Here is a 24,968-nt window from a genome sequence, read left to right as displayed (position 1 = left end):
CGGAAAGGAGACCCGATATGAACGACATGAGTTTGCTGGAGCGCAGTGTGGACCAGACGGAAATCAAGATCTCGGCCCGGGACGTGCAGGTCTGGTATGGCGACAAGCATGCCATCAAGGACGTGAATGTCGATCTGCTCGACAAGACCGTGACCGCCTTCATCGGCCCCTCGGGTTGCGGCAAGTCGACCTTCCTGCGCTGCCTGAACCGCATGAACGACACCATCGACATCAGCCGGGTCGAGGGGCGGATCACCCTGGACGGCGAGGATATCTACGACAAGCGCGTCGATCCGGTGCAGCTGCGCGCCCGCGTCGGCATGGTCTTCCAGAAGCCGAATCCGTTCCCGAAGTCGATCTATGACAACGTGGCCTATGGCCCGCGCATCCACGGCCTGGCCCGCCACCGCGCCGAGCTGGACGAGATCGTCGAGAAATCGCTGCGCGGTGCGGCACTGTGGAACGAGGTCAAGGACCGCCTGCAGGAGCCCGGTACCGGCCTGTCGGGCGGCCAGCAGCAGCGGCTTTGCATCGCCCGCGCCGTCGCGACCCAGCCCGAGGTGCTGCTGATGGACGAGCCCTGTTCGGCGCTGGACCCCATCGCCACCAGCCAGATCGAGGAGCTGATCGACCAGCTCCGCGCCGAATTCTCGGTGGTGATCGTCACCCATTCGATGCAGCAGGCGGCGCGGGTCAGCCAGAAGACCGCCTTCTTCCATCTCGGCAACCTGGTGGAATACGGCAGCACCGACGACATCTTCACCAATCCGCGCGACCCGCGCACCGAAAGCTATATCTCAGGCCGCATCGGCTAGGCCGGAAAGGGATCTGACATGAACAACGAACGCCATATCCTCTCGGCCTTCGACCGCGACCTGGAGACCGTCCAGGCGCTGGTGGTCAAGATGGGCGGCATGGTCGAAAGCGCCATCCACGACGCCGCCATCGCCCTGGAGACCCGCGACGACGAGCTGGCCGAGGAGGTCCGCCGCCGCGACAAGGCCATCGACGAGCTGGAAATGCAGATCAACGAGGAGGCGGCGCGGCTGATCGCCCTGCGCGCGCCCCGTGCCACCGACCTGCGCATGGTGCTGTCGGTGATCAAGATCTCGGCCATTCTCGAGCGGGTGGGCGATTACGCCAAGAACATCGCCAAGCGCAGCAACGTGCTGGCCGACATGCCCGCCATCGACGGCGCCGGCATGGCGCTGCGGCGCATGTCCACCACGGTCGAGGCGATGATGAAGGACGCGCTGGACAGCTATATCCAGCGCGACGCGGCCCTGGCCGGCGACGTGCGCAAGCGCGACCTGGAAGTGGACCAGATGTATAACGCGCTGTTCCGCGAGTTCCTGACCTACATGATGGAGGACCCGCGCAACATCACCGCCTGCATGCACCTGCATTTCATCGCCAAGAACATCGAGCGCATGGGCGACCACGCCACCGGCATCGCCGAGCAGGTCATCTACATCGCCACGGGCGAGCTGCCCGACGATCCGCGGCCCAAGGGCGAAAGCGTGCCGCGCATGGAGGGGGCCTGATCCATGGCGCAGTCGCAACCCTGTGTTCTGGTGGTCGAGGATGAGGGCGCGCAGCGCGAGGTGCTGAAATACAATCTCGAGGCCAAGGGCTTCCAGGTGGTCATGGCCGAGAACGGCGACGAGGCCATGCTGCTGGTGGCCGAGGAACAGCCCGACCTGATCGTGCTGGACTGGATGCTGCCCAATGTCTCGGGCATCGAGATCTGCCGCCGCGTCAAGGCTGACCCCTCGACCCGGCAGATCCCGATCATCATGCTCTCGGCCCGCTCCGAGGAGGTGGACCGGGTGCGCGGGCTGGAAACCGGCGCCGACGATTACGTGGTCAAGCCCTATTCCGTGGTCGAGCTGATGGCGCGGCTGCGCACCCAGCTGCGCCGCACCCGCCCGGCCTCGATGGGCGAGCGGTTGAGCTTCGGCGACATCATCCTGGACGCGGCCGAGCACCGGGTCTTCCGGGCTGGGCAGCCGCTGCACCTGGGCCCGACCGAGTTCCGGCTGCTCTCGACGCTGATGGAAAAACCCGGGCGGGTCTGGACGCGCGAGCAGCTTCTGGACCGGGTCTGGGGCCGCGACATCTATGTCGATACCCGCACCATCGATGTGCATGTCGGCCGGTTGCGCAAGGCGCTGATGGTGCATGGCGGCGACAATCCGGTCCGCACCGTGCGCGGCACCGGCTATTCGCTGGGCTGAACGGCCGGGAATCGGGCAGGGCCGGCGCCGGTGATGGCCGCCGCGTCCGGCGGCATTCGGGCCTGTCGGCGTTGGCCGGCAATCATGGTGCAAGCATGGTCACGGCAGCCGGTTGCGGAATCATGCGGCCGCCCAGCCGGCCATCATCCGTCCGAGGCGGCGGAGGATGGAAACCGCTTCCCTGTCGCCCAGGGGGACAGGCCGAAATGCGTCGGCCAAGCGCCCGCTCCGGGCGATCGCAGCCACCAAATCCGCAAAGCTTGCATTGAATGGGCAGTTCGTCCCGCGATGACGCTTCCTGCGCAGCCGCATCCGCCGGAAGATTGGCCGTAAGATCGCCGGCATGGGTGGCAACCCGGGAATTGGATGCAAGTCACGCTGGCCTGGCAAATCCGGGCAAGCCGTCGTGCTACCCTTCTTGCCCGGCCAGCAAAAACGGCCGGGCGCAAGTCACGCCCGGCCGCTGCGATCCGCGAAAGCCGCCATTCCAGCAGCTTTCGGGTTGTTCAGTTCTGCGCCTGTTCCAGCAGATCGGTGATCCGGCGCACGGCGACGCGGCGGTTCGCCCGCTCGGCCCCTTCGCTCGGCACCAGCAGGAACTGCTCGCCATAGCCCTGCACCACCATGTTCTCGGGCGGCACGTCGAAATATTCGGTCAGCGCCAGCGCCACCGATTCTGCCCGGCGATCCGACAGCGCCAGGTTCGCGGCGTCCGACCCGACCGCGTCGGTATAGCCCTCGATCATGTAGATCTCGCGCGGGTTCTGGTCGATGCTGTCGCGGATCACCTTGCCCAGCGTGGCAAGCTGCTGCGCCTGGTCCGGGGTGATCGCCGATGAGCCGGTGTCGAAGGTGATCTCGGGCACGTTCACCGGTGCGACCAGGGCGCGGACCTCGGGGATATTGCGGATCTGCCCCAGGGTGAAGCGCCGGTCCACGGCAGCCTCGCGCAGCAGCGCTTCGCGCAGCGCGGCCTCGTCCAGCGGGCCGCGGTTCAGCACCACCGGCGGCGGGGCGGGCAGGGTCGCGATCTCGACCGGCTGCACCTCGGTATTGTCCAGCAGCCGCATCTCGGTCCCGTCGGCGCGCACCAGCGTGCGGCGCAGGATGTTCATGTTGGCGTCGCGGATGGTGACCACGCGGCTGCCATCCTCGCGCAGGACCGTGGTGCGGGTCGAGCCGTCCTCGAAGCTTTCTGTGCGCACGTTCGAGCCGGGTTGGTAGAGCAGGGCGTTGTCGTCCTTGATCACCTGCTGGCTGCCGTCGGGCAGGGTGACGACCACCCGATCGCCGGTATTCAGCGCCACCTGCCGGTCGTTCGACAGCATCTTGCCGACGGCGAAGCCGGCCGCACCGGCCAGCAGCAGCTTGCCGATGTCCTTGAGGTCGTCGTCATCGTCGTCCTCGCGCGCCTCCTGCTGCCGGTCCGGCTGGGCGCGCTGCTGCAGCCCCTGCATGATCGCAGTCTCGAAATCCTCGTCCGAGCGACGGGCGTTTTCGCGGGTGATCTGCACTTCCTCGACCTGGCCCTCGGCCTCGTTTGCCTGGGCGGCCAGCGCGGCCGCGTCGGCGGGCGCCTGCTGCTCGGCGGCGCGTTTCGCCACTTCGTTGGGCTTCACCCGGGCTTCGGGAGCCTGGACCTCGTTGCGCTGGCCGGGCTGCGGCTGTCCTGGTTGCGGCTGGCCGGGCGGAGCCATGGGCGGGGTCTGGTCCTGCTGCGCCTGCTGGTCACCCTGCTGTTGCTGCTGGCGTTCCTGCAGGCGGCGGCCGAGCTCCTCGGCATCGGGCACCGTGCCCTCTGCGCCCTCAGCGCCTTGCGCGCGCCGAGGCGGCTTCTGCGGGTCGGCGGCCTGGTCGCGGCTGTCGGCCTGGGCCGCCGCGCGCTCCTCGCCGGGTTGCGGCTGGCCGGGTTCGGGCTGGCCGGGCTTGGGCCGAGCCTCGCCGCCGGTCCTGGCCTCCAGCGCCTTCTTCAGCTCATCGGCGTCGGGGCTTTCGCCGGTTTCCGCGGCTGGCTGCCTGGTTTCCGCGGCCGGATCGTCCTGCTGCGGTTTCCGCTCTGGCGCCGGATCCGAGCGCGTCATCGCCTCGGGCGTATCGGGCTTGGGTTCGGGCTGTTTCTGCGCCTCCTCCTGCGCCCTGTCGCGGCGGGTGGCGGCCTCGGCAGCATCCCGGGGCTTGCCCTTCGGCGTTTCGGCCTGGACGACCGGAGGCTTGGCCTGCGGCTCCTGCGCCTGGGTCACCTCGGGCTTGGGCGCAGGGGCCTCACCTTGCTGTCGGGCCGGGCGGGGCGGTTCGGCACCGGGCTGATCGTCGGCTTGCGCGTCGACCGCAGGCGCGAGCTCGGGCTGGGCCTGCTCCTGCTGCCGGGCTTGGGCCTCCGGCTCCGGCTCCGGCTCCGGTTCGGGGGCGGCCTGCCGCCGGGGCGGCTGTTCGGGCTGCGCTTGCGCAGGAGTCTCCCGAGCCTGGTCCTGCACGGGACGTTCCTGCTGGGCCTGCTCCGGCTGGGCCTGCTCCGGTTGGGGTTGCCCTTGGGCCTTGCCTTGCTGGCGCTGCGGCTGTTCGGCCGGGCGTTCCTGCTGTTCGGCGGCCTTGGGCTGCGGCTTCTCGCCTTGCCGTGCTGCCGCCTCGGCATCCTTCTTGAGCCGGGGCAGGATCTGCTGTTCGCCGCCGCCTTCGCCCTGCTGGTCTTGCGCCACCGCAAGCTGCGGGGCGATCAGCGACAGGCAGGCCACGATCGCGGTTGTCGTTTTGTAGATGCGGCGCATGTCGGTCCTCTTCCGATGGTCGCGTTGCTGCGGCCAAACCCGGAGCCGAAAGCCGGGGTTCCCCAACAACCGCGTGACCGGGCCGTGATGGCAGGATCGGGCCGATATTCTCCGCGGGGTGGTTCAGGCGCCGATCAGCGCCAGTTTCCCGCCGGCCAGGCGTTGGACGCGACCGGCAAGCTCCAGCGTCAGCAGGGCCGGGGCGATGACGGCGGCGGACACCCCCAGGTCGCGGATCAGCATGTTTTCCTCGGTCGGGCTTGGCCCCAGCCGGGCGAGGATCCGTGCCTCGAGCGCCGCCGGCCCGCCTTGCGCGGGTGGCGTGGCGGGGGACGGGGCTGGATGATGACCCAGCTCTGCCAGACGGCTTGCCACGGCGGCAGGTTGCATCGTCCGCGCCTTGCCGGGTTTCGTTGCGGATTCCTTTGCGGGGGCAGCGGCAGTCTTCCGAACGGGTTCCGCCGCCAGGCTTGGCACTTCGACCGGGGCGGCATTCGCCTGCAGCGCGGCCAGCACATCGGCGGAATTGCGCACCAGAAGCGCGCCGTCGCGGATCAGGGCGTTACAGCCGCCCGCCCGCGCATCCATCGGATGGCCGGGCACCGCCATGACCTCGCGCCCCTGGTCGAGGGCGCAGCGCGCGGTGATCAGGCTGCCGGAGCGATGCGCGGCCTCGATCACCACCACGGCCCGCGACAGGCCCGAGATGATGCGGTTGCGGGCCGGGAAATGCCGGGCGACCGGCTCGGTCCCCGGGGGCTGCTCGGTGACCAGCAGCCCGGTTTCGCAGATCGATTCGGCCAGGGAGGCGTTCTCGCCGGGATAGATCATGTCGATGCCGCCGGCCATGACCGCGATGGTGCCGGTGCTCAGCGCCGCCTCATGCGCGATGGTGTCGATGCCGCGCGCCAGCCCGGCGATGACCACCGCCCCTTCCTGCGCCAGGCCCGCGGCCATGCCGCGCGCCATGCGCAGTCCCAGAGACGAGGCATTGCGCGCCCCGATCACCGCCACCGGCAGGCGGTCCAGCACCGCAAGCTGGCCGCGCACCCAAAGCACCGGCGGCGCTTCGGCCACCGCGCGCAGCAGCGGCGGATAGTCGGGATCGTCCCAGCCGAGCAGCCGGGCGCCGGCGCGATGGCCGGCCGCGATCTCGGCCTCGGCCACGGCGGCGGGGCAGGGGGCGTAATCCGCGATTCCGGCGGCGCGGGCGATGTCCGGCAGCGCGTCCAGCGCCGCCTCGGCGCTGCCATGCTCGGCCAGCAGCCGATGGAAGGTCGCCGGCCCGACCTTGCGAGAGCGGATGAGGCGCAGGGCGGCAAGCCCGTTCCCCTTCGGGGTGAGTGGGGTGTGGTGGGGGTCGAAAGAAAGCGGTCCTGCCATGATCCCATGCCTTTGCCTCATCCGCAGGCCGAGTCATGGCATGGCAATGGTTAAGAATGGGTTAGCCGCGGAAATATTCCTTCAACCGCATGAAAGGAAAGGCAATCACGCCGCGGAACCGCCGATGGTCAGGCCGCCGATGCGCAGCGTGGGCAGGCCGACACCGACCGGAACCCATTGCCCCTGCTTGCCGCAATTGCCGATTCCCGGGTCCAGCGACAGGTCGTTGCCGATGGCGCGGATCTGCTGCAAGGCGGTGGCGCCGTCGCCGATCAGCGTGGCGCCGCGGATCGGATCGCCGACCTGGCCGTTCCTGACCCGGTAGGCCTCGGTGCAGGAGAACACGAACTTGCCGTTGGTGATGTCCACCTGGCCGCCGCCAAAACCAACGGCATAGATCCCGTCCTCGAGCCCGGCGAGGATCGAAGCCGGGTCTTCCGAACCCGCCAGCATGAAGGTGTTGGTCATGCGCGGCATCGGCGCATGGGCATGGCTCTGTCGCCGGCCGTTGCCGGTCGCCGCGACACCCATCAGCCGGGCGCTCTGGCGATCCTGCATGTAGCCGACCAGGATCCCGTCCTCGATCAGCACGTTGCGGCCGGGCGCCGTGCCCTCGTCATCGACCGAGATCGAGCCGCGTCGGTCGGGGATGGTGCCGTCGTCCACCACGGTCACGCCCGGCGCCGCGACGCGCTGGCCCATCAGCCCGGCAAAGGCGGAATGGCCCTTGCGATTGAAATCGCCTTCCAGCCCGTGGCCCACGGCCTCGTGCAGCAGGATGCCGGGCCAGCCGGGGCCCAGAACCACGTCCATCACCCCGGCCGGGGCGGGGACCGAGCGCAGGTTGACCAGCGCGATGCGCAGCGCCTCGCGCACCAGGTCCTGCCAGTGCTCGGGCGCGACCAGCCCGTCCAGCGCGACGCGGCCGCCGCCGCCGGCGGTGCCCGATTCGCGGCGGGCGTTGGATTCCACGATCACCGAGACGTTCAGCCGCGCCATCGGCCGGATGTCGGTGGCAAGCCCCCCTTCGGGGCGCAGGATCGCCACCTCCTGCACCGAGGTGGCGATGCTGGCCGAGACCTGCACCACCCGCGGGTCGAGCCCGCGCGCGAAGGCGTCGATCTCGCGCAGCAGGGCGACGCGGGCGGCGAAGGGCACGGTTGCGGCCGGGTCCACGGGCGCGTAGAGCCGCCGGATCTCGCCCTTCGGGGGCAGGGCCAGGGTGCCGCCGCCGTCGCCGACCGCCAGCCGCACCGTCTCGGCGGCCTTCTTCAGCGCCGCCTCGTCGATCTCGGTCGAATGGGCGTAGCCGGTGACCTCGCCGCGCACGGCGCGCAGGCCGAAGCCCTGCTCGGCATCGTAGCTGGCGGTGCGCAGGCGGCCGTCGTCGAAGACCAGCGCCTCGGAGCGCGAGCGTTCCAGGAACAGATCGCCATCCTCTGCACCGGCCAGCGCCGATTGCAGGATGCGCAGCGCGCGGTCCTGATCGAGATGGGTTTCGAAGGGGGAAAACACAGCGTCTGTCATGGGGCCGATCCTTGCCTGGATGCCTCGCCTAGGGGTTTTTTGGTAGCAAGTCGATAGCTATAGGCTTGCCCGGCGGGGTAAGATATGGTTCTGGTGCAGCACCGAATGCCGGCGGTCCGAGGAGTCATGGCCTGCCGGCGGCATGATAGGCAACGGGATGGGATGATGGCAATTGCGACGATGCGCCGCGCAGTGGCGGCGGTAACTGGCCTTGGACTTGCAGCGATGGCGGCCATTCCGGCCATGGCGCAGGACGTGCTGGGCGAGCTGCCGGTGATCGGCAAGCCGCATAATGGTGGAATGGGTTTCCAGCCGGCCTCGAGCCCGCTGGCGCATGACCAGCAATGGCTGGATCATTTCGTGCTCTACATCATCACCGCCGTGACGATCTTCGTCTGCCTGCTGCTGCTGATCTGCATCCTGCGCTACAACCGCCGGGCGAATCCGGTGCCGGCCCGCTTCACCCACAACACCCCGATCGAGGTGATCTGGACCCTGGTTCCGGTGCTGATCCTGGTGGCCATCGGCGCCTTCTCGCTGCCGATCCTGTTCCGCAGCCAGGAGATGCCGAACGACCCGGACCTGGTGATCAAGGCCATCGGCCACCAGTGGTACTGGTCCTATGAATATCCCAATGACGGCATCGCCTTCGACGCGCTGATGCTGGAAAAGGACGCGCTGGCGGATGCCGGCTATTCCGAGGACGAATACCTGCTCGCCGCCGACAATCCGGTCGTGGTGCCGGTGGGCAAGAAGGTGCTGGTGCAGGTCACCGCCACCGACGTGATCCACAGCTGGACCGTCCCGGCCTTTGCCGTCAAGCAGGACGCCGTGCCGGGCCGCATCGCGCAGCTCTGGTTCGAGGTCGATCAGGAAGGCGTCTATTTCGGCCAGTGTTCGGAGCTGTGCGGCATCAACCACGCCTATATGCCGATCGTGGTCAAGGCCGTCAGCCAGGAGAAATACGACGCCTGGCTGGCCGGTGCGAAGGAAGAATTCGCCGCCGATGCCTCGGATTACCTGCCGGCGAAGCCCGTCCAGCTGGCCCTGGCGGAGTAAGGTCGGGCCGTGGCCGATATCAACGCATATGAGGGGCCCGCAGAGGCGGGCTTCGGCGACTATGTCGCGCTGCTGAAGCCGCGCGTCATGTCGCTGGTGGTGTTCACGGCCTTTGTCGGGCTGTGGATCGCGCCGCAGCCGGTCAACCCTTTCGTCGCCTTCTGCGCGGTGCTGTTCATCGCGCTGGGGGGCGGGGCGTCGGGCGCCCTCAACATGTGGTATGACGCCGATATCGACGCGGTGATGAAGCGCACCGCCGGCCGTCCCGTGCCCTCGGGCCGCGTCGCCCCGGACGAGGCGCTGGCGGTCGGGATCGCGCTGTCCGGCCTGTCGGTGATGATGCTGGGGCTGGCGGCGAACTGGTTCGCGGCCGGCTTCCTGGCCTTTACCATCTTCTTCTATGCCGTGGTCTATACGATCTGGCTGAAGCGCTCGACGCCGCAGAACATCGTCATCGGCGGCGCGGCCGGGGCCTTCCCGCCGATGATCGGCTGGGCCTGCGCCACCGGCGGCATCGGCCTGGAACCGCTTCTGATGTTCGCGCTGATCTTCTTCTGGACGCCGCCGCATTTCTGGGCGCTGGCGCTGTTCATGAAGGAGGATTACTCCAAGGCCGGCGTGCCGATGCTGACCGTGACCCACGGCCGCAAGGTGACGCGCCGCCATATCTTCGCCTATACGCTGGTGCTGGCGCCCTTCGCGATCTGGCTGGGCCTCACCTCGGTTGGCGGCCCGCTCTACATGGCGGTCTCGGTGGTGCTGAACGCGCTGTTCATCGCCGGCGGCTGGCGCATCCTGCGCCGCAGCGAGGAGCAGGCCCAGGCCGACGGCTACAAGGTCGAGAAGCGCTATTTCCGCCTGTCGCTCTATTACACCTTCCTGCATTTCCTGGCGCTGCTGATCCAGCATTGGGTGGGGGGATGGTGATGCTGCCCCAGGTCGAGCATGAACTGCACAAGCGCCGGCGCAGCCGCAACATCGGCCTTCTGGTCGTGCTGCTGGGTTTCGTGGCGCTGGTCTTCGGGCTTTCGGTGGTCAAGATCACCCAGGGCGACATGATGCAGGGTTACGATCACCGCCCGCGCGCCTCGATGCTGCCCGCCGACCCGAACCCGCCGGCGCGCAATTCCGCGCCCGTCGCGGCGCCGGGCACCCCGGCGGCCGAGCAGGGTGGCGCAGCGGAGGCAGGCCAATGACCGCCAGGCCCGGATCCAACGGGCGCACCGTCGCCATGCTGGCCGGCATCGTGGTGCTGATGGGTGCACTGAGCTGGGCGGCGGTGCCGTTCTATTCTTGGTTCTGCCGCGTCACTGGCTTTGCCGGCACCACCAACGTGGCTGAGGCGGCCTCGGACACCGTGCTGGACGAGAAGATCCGCGTGCGCTTCGACGCCAATGTGGACGACAACCTGGGCTGGACCTTCCGCCCGCTGCAGCGCGAGATGGAACTGCGCATCGGCGAGAACGCCATCGCCTTCTACGAGGCGGTCAACAATACCGACGAGACCATCACCGGCACCGCCAGCTATAATGTCGCGCCTGATGCCGCCGGCTATTTCTTCAACAAGATCCAGTGCTTCTGCTTTACCGAGCAGACGCTCGCCCCGGGCGAGCGGATCGAGATGCCGGTCAGCTTCTTCGTCGATGCCGAACTGGTGAAAGACCGCGATGCCGGGCGCATCCGTGACATCACCCTGTCCTATACCTTCCACCGGACCGACCCGCCGGCGCCGAAACAGGCGGCGCTGGACGCGAAGGCGGAACGGACCGTAAATTGAGCAACAAGAACCAGCAACAGCCGGAAATGCAGCCATGGCCCATGTAAAGAACCACGACTATCAGATCCTGCCGCCATCGATCTGGCCGTTCTTCGGCGCGATCGGCGCCTTCGTGATGCTGACCGGCGCGGTCGCCTGGATGAAGGGCATCTCGATCCTCGGGCTTCCGGTCGAGGGGCCGTGGATGTTCCTGATCGGTCTGGTGGGCGTGCTCTACGTCATGTTCGGCTGGTGGGCCGATGTCGTGAACGAGGGCGAGACGGGCGAGCATACCCCGGTGGTGCGCATCGGCCTGCAATACGGCTTCATCCTGTTCATCATGTCCGAGGTGATGTTCTTCGTCGCCTGGTTCTGGGCCTTCATCAAGAACGCCATGTATCCGATGGGGCCGGACAGCCCGATCAAGGACGGCGTCTGGCCGCCCGAGGGCATCGTCACCTTCGACCCCTGGCACCTGCCGCTGATCAACACGCTGATCCTGCTCTTGTCGGGCGTCGCGGTGACCTGGGCGCACCATGCCTTCGTGCACGAGGGCGACCGCAAGACCACCATCAACGGCCTGATCGTCGCGGTGATCCTGGGCCTGTTCTTCACCGGGCTGCAGGCCTATGAATACAGCCACGCCGCCTTCGGCCTGGCCGACACCGTCTATGCCGGCGCCTTCTTCATGGCCACCGGCTTTCACGGCGCGCATGTCATCATCGGCACGATCTTCCTGTTCGTCTGCCTGATCCGCCTGCTGCGCGGCCAGATGACCCAGGAACAGCATGTCGGCTTCGAGGCCGCGGCCTGGTACTGGCACTTCGTCGATGTGGTCTGGCTGTTCCTCTTCGTCGTCATCTATATCTGGGGCCGCTGATCCCGACAGAGATTTCCACGGCGCGGGACGGCAGTTCCCGCGCCGTTTGCTTTGGAGGCCCGCCATGCGCCGATACCTGTTCCCGCTGATCGTCGGCGTGCTGGGCTGCGCCATCCTGATCTCGCTCGGCCTCTGGCAGCTCAAGCGGCTGGACTGGAAGGAGGGCATGATCGCCCAGATCCAGGACCGCATCATGGGCCAGCCCGTGCCCCTGCCGGCGGCGGTGGACCCGTCGATGAAATACCAGCCGGTGCTGGTCTCGGGCCGGACCACCGGGGAAGAGATCGACGTGCTCTCCGGCACACGCGAATCCGGCGGCGGCTATCAGGTCGTCTCGGGCTTCGTCACCGATGACGGTCGCAGGATCCTGCTGGACCGCGGCTTCGTCGATCAGGACCGCAAGCGCGATCCGCGCCCGCCCACGCGGCTGGAGGTGGCGGGCAACCTGCACTGGCCCGACGAGAAGGGCAGCGCCACGCCCGATCCCAACCTGTCCGAGAACGTCTGGTTCGCCCGCGACGTGCCGGCCATGGCCGCGCGGCTGGGGACCGAACCGATCCTGGTGGTCGCGGCCGAGGTTCGCGGCGACGCCCAGGGTGTGCAGCCGATCCCGGTCGCGGTCGAGGGCATCCCGAACAACCACCTGAGCTATGCCGTGCAATGGTTCATGATCGCTGCGGTCTGGGCAGGGATGACAGTGGCGCTGATCTGGCGTATCAGGCAGCGGCAATTCTAGGGGGACGCGATGCGTTACGTTTCGACTCGGGGGCGGGCTCCGGTCCTGGACTTCGAACAGGCGATGATGACCGGGCTGGCGCGGGACGGCGGGCTCTACCTGCCGGAAGCCGTCCCGATGTTCTCGGCCGAGGAGATCGCCGGTTTCGAGGGCCTGCCCTATGAGGAGGTCGCCCGCCGCGTCACCAGCCCCTTCGTCGGCGAAAGCTTCGGCGATGCCGAGTTGCGGGACGCCATCGCCCGCGCCTATCGGGGCTTCGACCATGTCGCCCGCGCGCCCTTGGTCCAGCTTGCCCCCGGCCATCACCTGCTGGAGCTGTTCCACGGCCCGACCCTGGCCTTCAAGGACTTTGCCATGCAGCTGATCGGCCAGCTGTTCCAGCTGGCGCTGGCGCGCTCGGGACAGCGGGTGACGATCCTGGGCGCGACTTCGGGCGACACCGGCTCGGCCGCCATCGAGGCGTTCAAGGGCCTGCCCAACGTCGACGTGTTCATCATGTATCCGCATGGCCGCGTCAGCGAGGTGCAGCGCCGGCAGATGTCCACGCCCTCCGAGGCGAATGTCCATGCGCTGGCCGTCGACGGCACCTTCGACGACTGCCAGGCGCGGCTCAAGGACCTGTTCAACGACCACGGTTTCCGCGACGCGGTGGGGCTTGCCGGCGTGAACTCGATCAACTGGGCGCGGGTGCTGGCGCAGATCGTCTATTACTTCACCGCCGCCGTCAGCCTGGGCGCGCCGGGCCGCGCGGTGGACTTCACCGTGCCGACCGGCAATTTCGGCGATGTCTTCGCCGGCTCCATCGCCAAGGCCATGGGCCTGCCCATCGGCCGGCTGGTCGTGGCCACCAACCAGAACGACATCCTGCACCGGGCGCTGACCGGCGGCGAATACCGGGTGGGCGCCGCCCGGCCCTCGATCAGCCCCTCGATGGACATCCAGGTCAGCTCGAATTTCGAGCGCGCGCTGTGGCTGGCCTATGGCCAGGACGGCAATGCCGTGGCGGCGCTGATGGAGGAACTGAAATCCGGCGGCTTCGCCATCAGCCAGGGCGCATTGCAGGCGCTGCGCGAGACCTATGTCTCGGGCCGCGCATCCGAGGCGGAAACCGCGGCGACGATCGCCACCATCCGCGAGGAGACGGGCGAGGTGATCTGCCCGCATACTGCCGTCGCCGTGAAGGTGGCGCGCGAGCATCTGCGGCCGGGCGTGCCGATGGTCTCGCTTTCCACCGCGCATCCGGCGAAATTCCCCGATGCGGTCGAGGCCGCCACCGGCATCCGCCCGCCCCTGCCGCCGCATATGGCCGACCTGTTCGAGCGCGACGAGCGCATCACCCGGATCGCAAACGACGCCGAGGCCATCAAATCGCTGATCCTTGAACGGAGAACCGTGTGAGCCAGATCCGCATCAGCACCCTTCCCAACGGCCTGCGCGTCGTCAGCCGCGACATGCCCGGCCTGCATTCCGCCGCCATCGGCATCTGGGTCAATGCCGGCTGCCGCGACGAGCGCGCCGAGCAGAACGGCATTGCCCATTTCCTGGAACACATGGCCTTCAAGGGCACCGCCCGGCGCAGCGCGCTGGAAATCGTCGAGTCGATCGAGAATGTCGGCGGCTATATCAACGCCTATACCTCGCGCGACGTGACCTCCTATTACGCGCGGGTGCTGGCGGGGGATGTCGAGCTGGCGCTGGACGTGATCTCGGATATCGTGATGAATCCGGTTTTCGACCAGCGCGAGATCGAGGTCGAGCGCGGCGTGATCCTGCAAGAGATCGGCCAGGCGCTGGACACGCCCGACGACGTGATCTTCGACTGGCTGCAAGAGGCGGCCTATCCGAACCAGCCCATGGGCCGCACCATCCTGGGTCCGGCCGAGCGGGTCAGCCGCTTCGACCGTGCCGACCTGTCGGGCTTCATCACCGAGCATTACGGCCCCGAGCGCATGATCGTGGCCGCCGCCGGCGCGGTGGACCATGACCGCATCCTGCGCCAGGTCGAGGCGATCTTCGGCAACCTGCCGGCCCGCAAGCTGACCACGCGCGAGCCCGCCCGCTGGCAGGGCGCCGAGGCGCGCCGCGTCAAGGGGCTGGAACAGGCGCATTTCGCGCTGGCCTTCGAGGGGCCGGGCTATCAGGCGCCGGATTTCTACGCCGCGCAGATCTGGACCTCGGTGCTGGGGGGCGGCATGTCCTCGCGCCTGTTCCAGAAGCTGCGCGAGGAAAAGGGGCTGTGCTATTCGATCTTCGCGCAAAGCGGCTTCCACGACGATACCGGCATGGTGACGATCTATGCCGGCACCTCGGGCGAGCAGATCGCCGATCTGGCGACGCTGACCGTGGACGAGCTGAAGCGCTCGGCCGAGGACATGACCGAGGCCGAGGTGGCCCGCGCCCGCGCGCAGCTCAAGGCCGGGCTGCTGATGGGGCTGGAAAGCCCGACCGGCCAGGCCGAGCGCATGGCGCGCTCGCTGGCGATCTGGGGCCGGGTGCCCGACCCCGCCGAGGTGGCCGAGCGCATCGACGCCGTGACCGTCGCCGATATCCGCGCCCATGCCGGACAGCTGATCGCCGATGCCCGCCCGGCGCTGGCGCTTTACGGCCCGGTCGAGCGCGCGCCCTCGCGCGAGGTGCTGGCTGAAAGGCTTGCCGCCTGATGTTCTCGCGCCGCCGTCCGCCGCGTCTGGAAACCGAGCGGATGGAGCTGCGCCTGCCGGTGCATGCGGATTTCGGGCCCTGGGTGGCGCTGCGCGTCGAAAGCCGCGCCTTCCTGGCCCCGTGGGAGCCGGTCTGGGCCCCCGACCACCTGTCGAAGCGCAGCTTCACCAACCGGGTCTACTGGGCGCAACGCGCCAGCCGCAACGGCACGGCGCTGCCCTTGTTCCTGATCCGCCGCGACGGCACGCTGCTGGGGGCGATCACGCTGGACAACATCCGCCGCGGCCCGGCGCAATCGGCGACCATCGGCTACTGGATCGGCCAGCCCTTCGCCCGGCAGGGCTACATGCGCGAAGCCATCGGCGCGCTGGTGCAGCACGCCTTCACCGAGATGGACCTGAGCCGCATCGAGGCCGCCTGCCTGCCCGAGAACACCCCCTCGCGCGGGGTGTTGGAACGGGCGGGCTTCAAATACGAGGGCGTGGCGCAAAGCTACCTGCAGATCAACGGGCGCTGGCGCAACCATGTGCTTTACTCCAACCTGCGCCACGACCGGCGCGGCAAGACCGAGGTGCGCTGATGCTGAACCCCGCCGATGAAACGCTGTCCGCCCGCCTGCCCGAAGGCGTGCTGCGCGAGGTGACGCCCGCCTATCTGGAGGAGCCGCGCGGCCGCTATCTGGGCCGGGCCGGGCTGGTCGCCGCGCCGCGCAGCACGGATGAGGTCGCCGCCGTGGTCCGCGCCTGCGCCGCGGCCCGCGTCGGCATCGTGCCGCGCGGCGGTGGCACCGGCCTGGTCGCCGGTCAGGTAATGCCGGACGGCCCGGCGCCGCTGATCCTGTCGCTGGAGCGGATGACCGCGCTGCGCGGCATCTGGCCCGAAGAGAACGTGCTGGTGGCCGAGGCCGGCATGACCCTGCAGGCCGTGCGTGACGCGGCCGAGGCGGCGGGGCGGCTGTTCCCGCTGTCGCTGGCCAGCCAGGGCACCGCGGCCATCGGCGGCTGCCTTGCGACCAATGCCGGCGGTGTCACCGCGCTGCGCTATGGCACGGCGCGGGCGCTGTGCCTGGGGATCGAGGCGGTGCTGCCTGACGGCTCGGTCGTCCACGACCTGAAGCGGCTGCGCAAGGACAATACCGGCTACGACATCCGCGACCTGCTGATCGGCGCCGAGGGCACGCTGGGCATCGTCACCGCCGCCAGCCTCAAGCTGGTGGTGCCGCCGCCAGGGATCGGCACCGCCATGCTGCAGGTGCCCTCGCCCGAGGCGGCGCTGACGCTGCTGTCGCTGGCCGAGGGGCGCATGGCCGGCGGCGTCACCGCCTTCGAGTTGATCGGCGGGCAGGGGCTGGCCTTTCTGGCCGAGGTGCTGCCCGAGATCCGCCAGCCGCTGCCCGGCGCCGAATGGTCGGTGCTGGTCGAGGTTGGCCTGCCCGAGGAGCTGGCCCCCGAATCCGCGCTGGAGGGGCTGCTGATCGACGCCATGGAGCGCGACCTGGTCATCGACGGCGTGATTGCGCAATCGGGGGCGCAGGCCGCCGGTTTCTGGCACTTGCGCGAACATATCCCCGAGGCGAACCGCCGCATCGGCGCCGTCGCCAGCCATGACATCAGCCTGCCGCTGTCGGAAATCGCCGGCTTCATCCGCGACGCCGGCGCGGCCTTGGCGGGCGAGGGGCTGCGCATCAACTGCTTCGGCCATCTGGGCGACGGCAACCTGCATTACAACCTGTTCCCGGCCCCGGGCCGCAAGCGCGCGGATTACGACGACCGGCGCAAGGCGCTGTCGCAACTGGTGCACCAGATGGTGGTGGATCGCGGCGGCTCCTTCTCGGCCGAGCACGGGGTGGGGCGGCTGAAGACCGGCGACCTGGAACGCTGGGGTGATCCGGCGCGGCTGGCGGCCATGCGGGCGATCAAGGCCACGCTGGACCCGCTGGGCATCATGAATCCGGGCGCGGTGCTTTCAGCAGCGGCGTAAGCCGCGCCCGAAGGTGGTCCAGATAGGCCGAAAGCCGCGGCGGCATGAAGGGCTGCGGCAGATAGAGCGCCTGGATGTCCAGCTGCGGCCGCTGGAAATCCGGCAGAAGCCGCTGCAGCCGGCCCTCGGCCACGTCGCGGGCGACGATGAAATTCGGGATCATCGCCACGCCCTCGCCCTCCAGCACCAGTTGCCGCACGGCCTGGGCGCTGTTCACGGTGATGCGGCCGGGCAGGGGGATGCTGACCGCCTTGCCCTCGATCAGGAAGATCGCCCGGCCGGGATTCTGGGTATTGCTGTCGCGGATGTTGACATGCTCGCGCAGTTCCTCGGGGCGGGCGGGGCGCGGATGCCTGTCCAGATAGGCGGGGCTGGCCACCGCCCAGGCCTCGGCCTGGCCGATGCGGCGGGCGATCAGGCTGGAATCGGCAAGCTGGCCGATGCGCAGCGCCAGGTCGAAACCCTCGGCCGCCAGATCGACATAGCGGTCGGTTAGGTTCAGGTCGATCTCGATCCCCGGATGGCCGGCGGTGAAGTCGCGGGTCAGGGTGGTGGCGAACATCTCGCCGAAGGCCACCGGGGCCGAGATGCGCAGCCGCCCGGTCAGCACCCCCTCCTCGGCATGGGCCTGCGCGTCCAGTTCCTCGACCGCCGCCAGCACCCGGCGGGCCGCCGCCAGATAACGCTCGCCCGCGGGGGTCAGCGACAGGGCGCGGGTGGTGCGGTTCAGAAGCGTGACGCCCTGCTGCCCCTCCAACGCCGCGACATATTTGCTGACCAGCTTGTTCGAGATCCCCAGCCGCTCGCCTGCCCGGGTGAACGAGCCGGCATCGACCACGGCGACAAAGGCGCGGATGCCGTCGATCCTGTCCATTCCATCCCCGTATCGGCGACAATATTTCCATGAATATGGCAATTTTCGCGACAATCGCCAAGGGCTATCTGTCGGGCAACGGACACGCGAACAGTTGCAAGGAAACACATCATGACCGACCTTAACCAAAGCGCCCCGGCCCTGGCCGAGCGCAATGCCGACCTCGCCGCCTTCATCCTGCGGGCCTCGACTGGGACCTGGTTCCTGGTCCACGGGCTGATCAAGCTGCTGGTCTTCACGCCCTCGGGCACCGCCGGCTATTTCCAGTCCATCGGCCTGCCCGGCATCTTGGGCCCGCTGACCATGCTGGCCGAGATCCTGGGCGGGCTGGCGCTGATCGCCGGTATCTTCACCCGCCAGGTCGCGCTGGCGCTGGCCGCCGTGCTGCTGGGCGCGGCTTGGTTCGGCCATGGCGGCGCGGGTTTCACCTTCAGCAATCCGGGCGGCGGCTGGGAATATCCGGTGCTCTGGGCCGTGACCATGGTGGCGCTGGCGCTGCTGGGCGACGGGGCCTGGTCGCTGGGCCGGCGCCGCTGAGCCCTGCGCGAAACGATCTTGCCACGGCCGGCCTTGGGGCCGGCCTTTCCTTGCGTGCATGGCTGGGTTGATTTGTCAGCCTTGCGCGATGGCTCTAATCATCCCGCCCAGTTCAGGGAGGCTGCCATGACCGAGGATCACCTTCACCGCATTCGCCACAAGGCTCTGCGCGAGCGCGTGGTCAGCGCCGAAGAGGCGGCAAGCCTGATCCGCGACGGCATGGTGCTGGGCATGTCGGGCTTTACCCGCGCGGGCGAGGCCAAGGCGGTGCCGCTGGCGCTGGCCGAACGCGCGAAGCGCCAGCCGCTGAAGGTGACGCTGATGACCGGGGCGTCGCTGGGCAACGATCTCGACAAGACGCTGGCCGAGGCGCAGGTGCTGTCGCGCCGCATCCCCTTCATGTCCGATCCGGCGCTGCGCCGCGCCATCAATGCCGGCGAGGTGATGTATATCGACCAGCACCTTTCCGAGACGGTCGAGCAGCTGCGCACCTGCCAGCTGCCGCCGGTGGATATCGCCATCGTTGAGGCGGTGGCGATCACCGAGACCGGCGGCATCGTCCCCACCACCTCGGTCGGCAATTCGGCCAGCTTCGCGCTGCTGGCGGAAAAGGTGATCGTCGAGATCAACCTGAGCCAGCCCGAGGCGCTGGAGGGGCTGCACGATATCTATATCCCCACCTATCGCCCCACCCGCACGCCGATCCCGGTGGTGACGCCGGAAAGTCGGGTGGGCTTTCCCTTCATCCCGGTGCCGCCCGAGCGCATCGCGGCCATCGTCGTCTCGACCAAGCTCGACTCGTCCTCGACCGTGTTGGACCCGGATGCCGAGACCCGGGCCATCGCCGGCCACCTGACCGAATTCCTGAAGCACGAGGTGGCGCATTCCCGGCTGCCGAGCCACCTGCACCCGCTGCAGGCCGGCATCGGCACCATCGCCAACGCGGTGCTGCACGGCTTCATCGACAGCCCGTTCCACGACCTGACCATGTATTCGGAAGTCCTGCAGGATTCGACCTTCGACCTGATGGATGCCGGCAAGATGGTCTTTGCCTCGGGTTCCTCGATTACGCTCTCGGCGCCGAAATACCGCGACGTGATGGCGCGGTTCCACGAGTTCAAGCCGCGGCTGGTGCTGCGTCCGCAGGAGATTTCCAACCATCCCGAGGTGGTGCGGCGGCTGGGGCTGATCTGCATCAACACGGCGCTGGAATTCGACCTTTACGGCAACGTGAACTCGACCCATGTCATGGGCACGCAGATGATGAACGGCATCGGCGGCTCGGGCGATTTCGCGCGGAACGCCTATCTGTCGGTTTTCGTCACGAAATCCATGGCCAAGGACGGGCGGATCTCCTCGGTGGTGCCGATGGTCAGCCATGTCGACCATACCGAGCATGACGTGGACATCCTGGTGACCGAGCAGGGGCTGGCCGACCTGCGCGGGCTGGCGCCGCGCGAGCGGGCGCGGGTGGTGCTGCAGAACTGCGTGGCCCCGGAATGGCGCGATGCGCTGGCGGATTACCACGCGCGGGCGCTGGCGCGCGGCGGCCATACGCCGCATCTGATCGAGGAGGCGCTGTCCTGGCATGACCGGCTGCGCCGCAGCGGCAGCATGAGGCCGGAATGAGGAAACGCCCCGCCAATGTGGCGGGGCGCTTTTCTTGTGGCGCGGGGTGGGGGCTCTGCCCCCGTCGCGTGCCGCGACTCCCCCGGAGTATTTGGAAAACAGTGAAGATCACCAGGCCGGGATGACGGCGCCCTGGTATTTCTCCTCGATGAACTGCTTCACCGCCGGGTCGTGATAGGCCTCGACCAGTTGCTTGGCCCAGGGCGCGTCCTCGTCGCCCTTGCGCACCACGATGATGTTGGCATAGGGGCTGTCGGCTTTTTCCATGGCGATGGCGTCCTCGTTCGGGTTGAGGCCGGCATCCAGCGCGTAATTGGTGTTGATCACGGCGATGTCGGCATCGGCCAGCGCGCGCGGCAGCTGCGCGGCGTCGAGTTCCAGGAACTTCAGGTTCTTCGGGTTGCCGGTCACGTCCAGCGGCGAGGGGGTCAGGCCGGTGCCGTCGGCCAGCGTGATCACGCCCTTGTCCTGCAAGAGCAGCAGCGCGCGGCCGCCATTGGTCGGGTCGTTGGGGATCGCGACCTGGGCGCCCTCGGGCAGCTCGTCCAGCGATTTCAGCTTTTCCGAATAGACGCCCATCGGCGTGGTGATGGTCTTGGCGATGCTGACCAGCTCGAAGCCGCGATCCTTGATCTGGTTGTCCAGATAGGGCTGGTGCTGGAAGCTGTTGGCCTGCAGGTCGCCATCGGCCAGCGCCTGGTTCGGCACCACGTAATCGGTGAATTCGACGATGTCGATGGTCAGGCCCTTGGCCTCGGCCACCCTGGCGACCTCTTCCATGATCTCGCCATGCTCGCCGGGCGAGACGCCGACCTTGATTTCCTCGGCCGCGGCCAGGGTCGCGGAGAGGGCGAGCGCCGAGGTCAGGGCAGCAAGGCTGAATTTGCGCATGGGATGTCCTTTCAGGTTATCGGCCCCGGTTGCGGGGCGCGCGCTTGTCGAAACGGGCGGCGATCCATTCGCCGGCCGATTGCACCAGTTGCACCAGCACGATCAGGATCACCACGACGGCCAGCATCACCTCGGGCATGAAGCGCTGGTAGCCGTAGCGGATGCCGAGATCGCCCAGGCCCTCGCCGCCCACCGCGCCGACCATGGCCGAATAGCCGATCAGGCTGACCACGGCGAGCGTCAGGCCCAGGATGATGCCGGGCATGGCCTCGGGGATCAGCACCTTGCGCACGATCTGGCCGGGCGTGGCGCCCATGGCCCGGGCGGCCTCGATCAGGCCGGCATCGACCTCGCGGATCGCGGTCTCGATCAGGCGGGCGATGAAGGGGGCGGCCGCGATGGTCAGCGGCACGATGGCGGCGGTAGTGCCGATCGAGGTGCCGGCGATCAGCCGCGTGAAGGGGATGATCGCCACCACCAGGATGATGAAGGGCGTCGAGCGCGCCGCGTTCACGATCAGCCCCAGCACGGTGTTCAGCCAGGGCGCCGAGAGCAGCTCGCCCCGGCGCGAGGTGGCGAGGAACACGCCCAGCGGCCCGCCGATCAGCGTGCCGAGCAGCGTGGACGTGGCGACCATGTAGAGCGTCTGCAGCGTCGCCTGCCACAGGATCGGGATCAGGTTAGCCGACATGGCCAAGCACCTCGGTCAGAAGCCCGTGTTCTTCCAGGAAGCGGCGCGCTTCCTCGAGCCGCTGGGCGGGCAGGGCGACGATCAGGCTGCCGAAGGGCCTGGTCCCGATCTCCTCGATGGCGCCGGCCAGGATGTTCACGCTGACGCCGCGCTCGGCGGTCAGCCGCGCCAGCATCGGGTCGGTGGCGTGACTGCCGATGAAGGTGATCTGCAGCACCGCTTCGGCCTCGGGGCTCTGCGGTGTCTCCTGCATGCGATGGGCGACGAATTGCGGCACCGCGACGCCGGTCACCCCGGTCAGGAACGAGCGCGTGGTGGCATGGGCGGGTTTCGAGAACACCGCATAGGTCTCGCCCGTCTCGACGATGCGGCCGGCCTCGATCACCGCGACATGGGAACAGATGTCGCGCACCACCGCCATCTCATGGGTGATGAGCAGGATGGTCAGGCCGAGGTCGCGGTTGATGGCCTGCAGCAGGTCCAGCACCTGCCGCGTGGTGTCGGGGTCGAGCGCCGAGGTCGCCTCGTCCGACAAGAGCACCCGCGGGCCGGTGGCGAGCGCCCGGGCGATGCCGACGCGCTGCTTCTGCCCGCCCGAGAGCTCTGCCGGGTAGCGGCCGGCCTGGGCGGTCAGGCCGACGCGCTCGATCAGCTCGGCGACGCGGGGGGCGATCCGGGCGCGGTCCTCGCCGGCGATCTCCAGCGGCAGGGCGATGTTTTCCGCCACGGTGCGGCTGGCCAGCAGGTTGAAATGCTGGAAGATCATCCCGACCTCGCGCCGGATGCGGCGCAGGCCGGCATCCGAGGCGGCGCCGACGTCGTGGTCGTTCACGATCACCTTGCCGGCGCTGGGGCGCTCCAGCCCGTTCACCATGCGCAAGAGCGTCGACTTGCCGGCGCCCGAACGGCCGATGATGCCGGTGATCGCGCCCTGCGGCACGTCCAGCCAGATGTCGTGCAGCGCCACCACGTCGCCGCCGCCCTTTTGCGGATAGCGGCGGGTCACGCCCTGGAATGAGATTGCCGGCCCTGTCATTGCCCCTGCCTTGAATGTCAGGCGAGACCTATGCCCGGCGGGCCGGGCTTGGCAAGGGGCAGGCGGGTCGCAAAACGGCAATGCCATTCCAAACCGGAGGGTTCGGATGGAATGGCGTTCCCTTCCGGTCCGTTACGCTGCGGAAAGCGCGGCGATGATCGGTCCGAAGTCGCTGGCCTTCAGGCTGGCGCCGCCGACCAGTGCGCCGTTCACATGCGGGATGGCGAAGATCTCGGCCGCATTGCCGGGCTTGACCGAGCCGCCATAGAGCAGGGCGAAATCGGCGCCGTCGGCGAAGCGCGCCGACAGGCGCTCGCGCATCAGGGCGTGGACCTCGGCGATCTGGCCGCTGGTCGGCGTGCGGCCGGTGCCGATGGCCCAGACCGGTTCATAGGCGATCACCGTGTTCGCGGCCGTGGCGCAATCCGGGACCGAGCCGGAAAGCTGGGCCGAGATCACCGCGAGGGTCTCGCCGGCATCGCGCTGCGCCTCGGTCTCGCCGACGCAGATCACCGCGACGAGGCCGGCCTCATGCGCGGCGACGGATTTGCCGGCGACCTGGGCGTCGGTCTCGGCATGGTCGGTGCGGCGCTCGGAATGGCCGAGGATGACATGGCTCGCGCCCACGTCCTTGAGCTGCTGGGCGGCGATGTCGCCGGTATGCGCGCCCGAGGCTTTCGCATGGCAATCCTGGCCGCCGGTGGCGATGCCCCTGGCCGCCACGGCCTGGATCAGCGTCGCGGGCGGGCAGATCAGCACCTCGCAGCCGGGCGCCGGGTGGTCGGCCAGCAGCCGGTCGATCTCGGCCAGCGAGGCCAGGGTTCCGTTCATCTTCCAGTTGCCGGCGGCGAATTTGCGCGGGGCCATCAGCCTCTCTCCCTAAGTCATGCTTGTCATGGTCTGGCAGGGGATTAGGCCGGGGATCCGGTGCGATCAAGACGCGGCGGGCGATGGGGGCGCTAACGCGCCGGAAAAACCCTCAGGCTTTGGCGCGTGCGCCTTCCAGCGGCGCGAAACTGACCGATTCGCCGCAACCGCAGCTGTCGGTGACATTGGGGTTGCGGAACCTGAAGCCGGATTCCAGCAGTCCGCTTTCATAGTCGATCTCGGTCCCGAACAGGAACATCTGCGCGGTGGGGGCGATCAGCACCCGCGCCGCGCCCTGTTCGACCACCTCGTCGCCGGGGGCGGCGGCCTCGGCCAGTTCCATGGTGTATTCCATGCCGGCGCAGCCGCCCTTCTTCAGGCCGATGCGCAGCCCGCTGGCGGATTTCTGGGCCATCAGCCGGGCGATCTGCCGCTCGGCCGCCTGGGTGATGGTCACGGGGGATTTGCCGGGGATCGAAAACATCTCGGGCCTTTTCTGTTCGCTGTCTCTCATTTAGGAGCAACGGGGCCGCCGCTCAAGGGGTGCTTGACACCGGGCGCGGGGCGGCTATAAGCGCCGCTTCATTGGTGTTGGTGGACCCCGCAAGGGGAATCCTGTCGGGCAATATGCCAAAGGACAACGCCCTTCGAGAACATAACATAAAGAAGGAGATCAGCGATGACCAAACGCACCGCTGCCAAGTACAAGATCGACCGCCGCATGGGCGAGAACATCTGGGGCCGCGCCAAGTCGCCGCTCAACCGCCGCGAATACGGCCCGGGCCAGCATGGCCAGCGCCGCAAGGGCAAGCTGTCGGATTTCGGCACCCAGCTGCGCGCCAAGCAGAAGCTGAAGGGCTACTATGGCGACCTGACCGAGAAGCAGTTCCGCCGCATCTATGCCGAGGCCGAGCGCGTCAAGGGCGATACCGGCGAGAACCTGATCGGCCTGCTGGAGCGTCGCCTGGACGCGGTGATCTATCGCGCCAAGTTCGTGCCGACCATCTTCGCTGCCCGCCAGTTCGTGAACCACGGCCATGTCGAGGTGAACGGCAAGCGCGTGAACATCGCCTCCTATCGCGTGAAAGAGGGCGATGTCGTCTCGATCCGCGAGCGGTCGCGTCAGCTGGCCATCGTGCTGGAATCGGTCGGCCTGGCCGAACGTGACGTGCCGGACTACCTGGAAGTGGACCACAACAAGATGACCGCGACCTTCGTGCGCACCCCGGCCCTGGGCGACGTGCCCTATGCCGTGCAGATGGAGCCGAATCTGGTCGTCGAATTCTACGCGAAGAACTGATCGTTTCGGATCAGACGAGTTGCAGGGCCGTCCCTTCGGGGGCGGCCTTTTCGCTTTTCGGCGCTGTCGCTTGGGTATTTGGGGAGCAAAGAAGGCGCGGGCCGTGCCCCCAGGGCCACAACCGGGTCGGTAACGATCCTGTGGATTGCAGCACCGGCC

25 protein-coding genes are annotated in these 24,968 nt (G+C 68.3%); 16 read left to right on the top strand and 9 right to left on the bottom strand.

The window, feature by feature from the left end; genetic code table 11:
• Nucleotides 1-17 precede the first annotated feature (17 nt).
• From pstB to phoB, 3 genes are read left to right on the top strand one after another with little or no spacing between them, the layout of a single operon-like run.
• Complete coding sequence (gene pstB, locus I9P22_RS06200) at nucleotides 18-815, top strand: phosphate ABC transporter ATP-binding protein PstB (protein ID WP_199258488.1); 798 nt, start codon at nucleotides 18-20, stop codon at nucleotides 813-815.
• An 18-nt stretch (nucleotides 816-833) separates the two neighbouring features.
• Nucleotides 834-1,544, top strand: a complete 711-nt coding sequence (gene phoU / locus I9P22_RS06195; protein WP_199258487.1) for a phosphate signaling complex protein PhoU — start codon at nucleotides 834-836, stop codon at nucleotides 1,542-1,544.
• A gap of 3 nt (nucleotides 1,545-1,547) precedes the next feature.
• A complete protein-coding gene (gene phoB / locus I9P22_RS06190; RefSeq protein ID WP_199258486.1) occupies nucleotides 1,548-2,237 on the top strand; it encodes a phosphate regulon transcriptional regulator PhoB in 690 nt (229 codons plus the stop codon).
• A 506-nt stretch (nucleotides 2,238-2,743) separates the two neighbouring features.
• On the opposite strand, the gene I9P22_RS06185 is transcribed toward phoB, so the two are convergent.
• The 3 genes from I9P22_RS06185 to tldD all read right to left on the bottom strand — a co-directional run bounded on the left by I9P22_RS06185 (nucleotide 2,744) and on the right by tldD (nucleotide 7,912).
• Nucleotides 2,744-5,002, bottom strand: coding sequence for an OmpA family protein (locus tag I9P22_RS06185; RefSeq protein ID WP_199258485.1), 2,259 nt, complete (start codon nucleotides 5,000-5,002; stop codon nucleotides 2,744-2,746).
• Between the two features lie 123 nt (nucleotides 5,003-5,125).
• On the bottom strand, nucleotides 5,126-6,385 hold the full coding sequence (gene dprA, locus I9P22_RS06180) for a DNA-processing protein DprA (RefSeq protein ID WP_199258484.1): 1,260 nt from the start codon (nucleotides 6,383-6,385) through the stop codon (nucleotides 5,126-5,128).
• Between the two features lie 105 nt (nucleotides 6,386-6,490).
• Nucleotides 6,491-7,912 carry a metalloprotease TldD gene (tldD, locus tag I9P22_RS06175; RefSeq protein WP_199258483.1) on the bottom strand — a complete coding sequence of 474 codons (1,422 nt, stop codon included), beginning with the start codon at nucleotides 7,910-7,912 and terminating at the stop codon, nucleotides 6,491-6,493.
• 162 nt (nucleotides 7,913-8,074) lie between these two features.
• On the opposite strand from tldD, the gene coxB reads away from it, so the two are divergent.
• The 10 genes from coxB (at nucleotide 8,075) to I9P22_RS06125 (ending at nucleotide 16,984) form a co-directional block, all read left to right on the top strand.
• Nucleotides 8,075-8,971, top strand: a complete 897-nt coding sequence (gene coxB, locus I9P22_RS06170; protein ID WP_199258482.1) for a cytochrome c oxidase subunit II — start codon at nucleotides 8,075-8,077, stop codon at nucleotides 8,969-8,971.
• A 9-nt stretch (nucleotides 8,972-8,980) separates the two neighbouring features.
• Entirely contained in the window at nucleotides 8,981-9,898 is a 918-nt protein-coding gene (gene cyoE / locus I9P22_RS06165; protein WP_199258481.1) for a heme o synthase, read from the top strand.
• Entirely contained in the window at nucleotides 9,898-10,167 is a 270-nt protein-coding gene (locus tag I9P22_RS06160; protein WP_199258480.1) for a hypothetical protein, read from the top strand. Before cyoE ends, I9P22_RS06160 begins: the two co-directional genes overlap by 1 nt.
• Nucleotides 10,164-10,748 carry a cytochrome c oxidase assembly protein gene (locus I9P22_RS06155; protein ID WP_199258479.1) on the top strand — a complete coding sequence of 195 codons (585 nt, stop codon included), beginning with the start codon at nucleotides 10,164-10,166 and terminating at the stop codon, nucleotides 10,746-10,748. The genes I9P22_RS06160 and I9P22_RS06155 overlap by 4 nt, the downstream gene beginning before the upstream one ends.
• 34 nt (nucleotides 10,749-10,782) lie before the next feature.
• Nucleotides 10,783-11,607, top strand: coding sequence for a cytochrome c oxidase subunit 3 (locus I9P22_RS06150; RefSeq protein WP_199258478.1), 825 nt, complete (start codon nucleotides 10,783-10,785; stop codon nucleotides 11,605-11,607).
• 64 nt (nucleotides 11,608-11,671) lie between these two features.
• The gene (locus tag I9P22_RS06145; protein ID WP_199258477.1) at nucleotides 11,672-12,343 is read left to right on the top strand and encodes an SURF1 family protein; all 672 of its coding nucleotides are present in this window, start codon (nucleotides 11,672-11,674) and stop codon (nucleotides 12,341-12,343) included.
• A 9-nt stretch (nucleotides 12,344-12,352) separates the two neighbouring features.
• Nucleotides 12,353-13,741 (top strand): threonine synthase, encoded by a 1,389-nt coding sequence (thrC, locus tag I9P22_RS06140; protein WP_199258476.1) that lies wholly within the window; start codon nucleotides 12,353-12,355, stop codon nucleotides 13,739-13,741.
• Nucleotides 13,738-15,003 (top strand): M16 family metallopeptidase, encoded by a 1,266-nt coding sequence (locus tag I9P22_RS06135; RefSeq protein ID WP_199258475.1) that lies wholly within the window; start codon nucleotides 13,738-13,740, stop codon nucleotides 15,001-15,003. The genes thrC and I9P22_RS06135 overlap by 4 nt, the downstream gene beginning before the upstream one ends.
• Nucleotides 15,003-15,584 (top strand): GNAT family N-acetyltransferase, encoded by a 582-nt coding sequence (locus I9P22_RS06130; protein WP_199258474.1) that lies wholly within the window; start codon nucleotides 15,003-15,005, stop codon nucleotides 15,582-15,584. The genes I9P22_RS06135 and I9P22_RS06130 overlap by 1 nt, the downstream gene beginning before the upstream one ends.
• A complete protein-coding gene (locus I9P22_RS06125; RefSeq protein WP_199258473.1) occupies nucleotides 15,584-16,984 on the top strand; it encodes an FAD-binding oxidoreductase in 1,401 nt (466 codons plus the stop codon). Before I9P22_RS06130 ends, I9P22_RS06125 begins: the two co-directional genes overlap by 1 nt.
• Here I9P22_RS06125 and I9P22_RS06120 read toward each other — a convergent pair.
• On the bottom strand, nucleotides 16,947-17,858 hold the full coding sequence (locus I9P22_RS06120) for a LysR family transcriptional regulator (RefSeq protein WP_199258472.1): 912 nt from the start codon (nucleotides 17,856-17,858) through the stop codon (nucleotides 16,947-16,949). The genes I9P22_RS06125 and I9P22_RS06120 overlap by 38 nt on opposite strands.
• A gap of 111 nt (nucleotides 17,859-17,969) precedes the next feature.
• Between I9P22_RS06120 and I9P22_RS06115 the strand changes: the two genes are divergently transcribed.
• Both I9P22_RS06115 and I9P22_RS06110 read left to right on the top strand, forming a co-directional pair.
• Nucleotides 17,970-18,395 carry a DoxX family protein gene (locus I9P22_RS06115; RefSeq protein ID WP_199258471.1) on the top strand — a complete coding sequence of 142 codons (426 nt, stop codon included), beginning with the start codon at nucleotides 17,970-17,972 and terminating at the stop codon, nucleotides 18,393-18,395.
• A 126-nt stretch (nucleotides 18,396-18,521) separates the two neighbouring features.
• A complete protein-coding gene (locus I9P22_RS06110) occupies nucleotides 18,522-20,024 on the top strand; it encodes an acetyl-CoA hydrolase/transferase family protein (protein ID WP_199258470.1) in 1,503 nt (500 codons plus the stop codon).
• Nucleotides 20,025-20,132: 108 nt separating this feature from the next.
• On the opposite strand, the gene I9P22_RS06105 is transcribed toward I9P22_RS06110, so the two are convergent.
• The 5 genes from I9P22_RS06105 to I9P22_RS06085 form a co-directional block, all read right to left on the bottom strand.
• Nucleotides 20,133-20,915 carry a MetQ/NlpA family ABC transporter substrate-binding protein gene (locus tag I9P22_RS06105; RefSeq protein ID WP_199258469.1) on the bottom strand — a complete coding sequence of 261 codons (783 nt, stop codon included), beginning with the start codon at nucleotides 20,913-20,915 and terminating at the stop codon, nucleotides 20,133-20,135.
• 16 nt (nucleotides 20,916-20,931) lie between these two features.
• Nucleotides 20,932-21,606: a methionine ABC transporter permease gene (locus I9P22_RS06100; protein WP_199258468.1), complete on the bottom strand. Its 675-nt coding sequence runs from the start codon at nucleotides 21,604-21,606 to the stop codon at nucleotides 20,932-20,934.
• Nucleotides 21,596-22,642: a methionine ABC transporter ATP-binding protein gene (locus I9P22_RS06095; RefSeq protein ID WP_199258467.1), complete on the bottom strand. Its 1,047-nt coding sequence runs from the start codon at nucleotides 22,640-22,642 to the stop codon at nucleotides 21,596-21,598. Before I9P22_RS06095 ends, I9P22_RS06100 begins: the two co-directional genes overlap by 11 nt.
• 132 nt (nucleotides 22,643-22,774) lie before the next feature.
• Entirely contained in the window at nucleotides 22,775-23,509 is a 735-nt protein-coding gene (tpiA, locus tag I9P22_RS06090; RefSeq protein WP_199258466.1) for a triose-phosphate isomerase, read from the bottom strand.
• A gap of 112 nt (nucleotides 23,510-23,621) precedes the next feature.
• Complete coding sequence (locus I9P22_RS06085) at nucleotides 23,622-23,993, bottom strand: HesB/IscA family protein (RefSeq protein WP_199258465.1); 372 nt, start codon at nucleotides 23,991-23,993, stop codon at nucleotides 23,622-23,624.
• 195 nt (nucleotides 23,994-24,188) lie between these two features.
• On the opposite strand from I9P22_RS06085, the gene rpsD reads away from it, so the two are divergent.
• Nucleotides 24,189-24,809: a 30S ribosomal protein S4 gene (rpsD, locus tag I9P22_RS06080; RefSeq protein WP_011750529.1), complete on the top strand. Its 621-nt coding sequence runs from the start codon at nucleotides 24,189-24,191 to the stop codon at nucleotides 24,807-24,809.
• Nucleotides 24,810-24,968 lie beyond the last annotated feature (159 nt).

Origin of the sequence: Paracoccus binzhouensis (genome assembly GCF_016446475.1) — a bacterium.
GTDB lineage: Bacteria > Pseudomonadota > Alphaproteobacteria > Rhodobacterales > Rhodobacteraceae > Paracoccus > Paracoccus binzhouensis.
The sequence above is the reverse complement of the archived record's forward strand: the minus strand, read 5'-3'. Positions and strand labels throughout refer to the sequence as shown.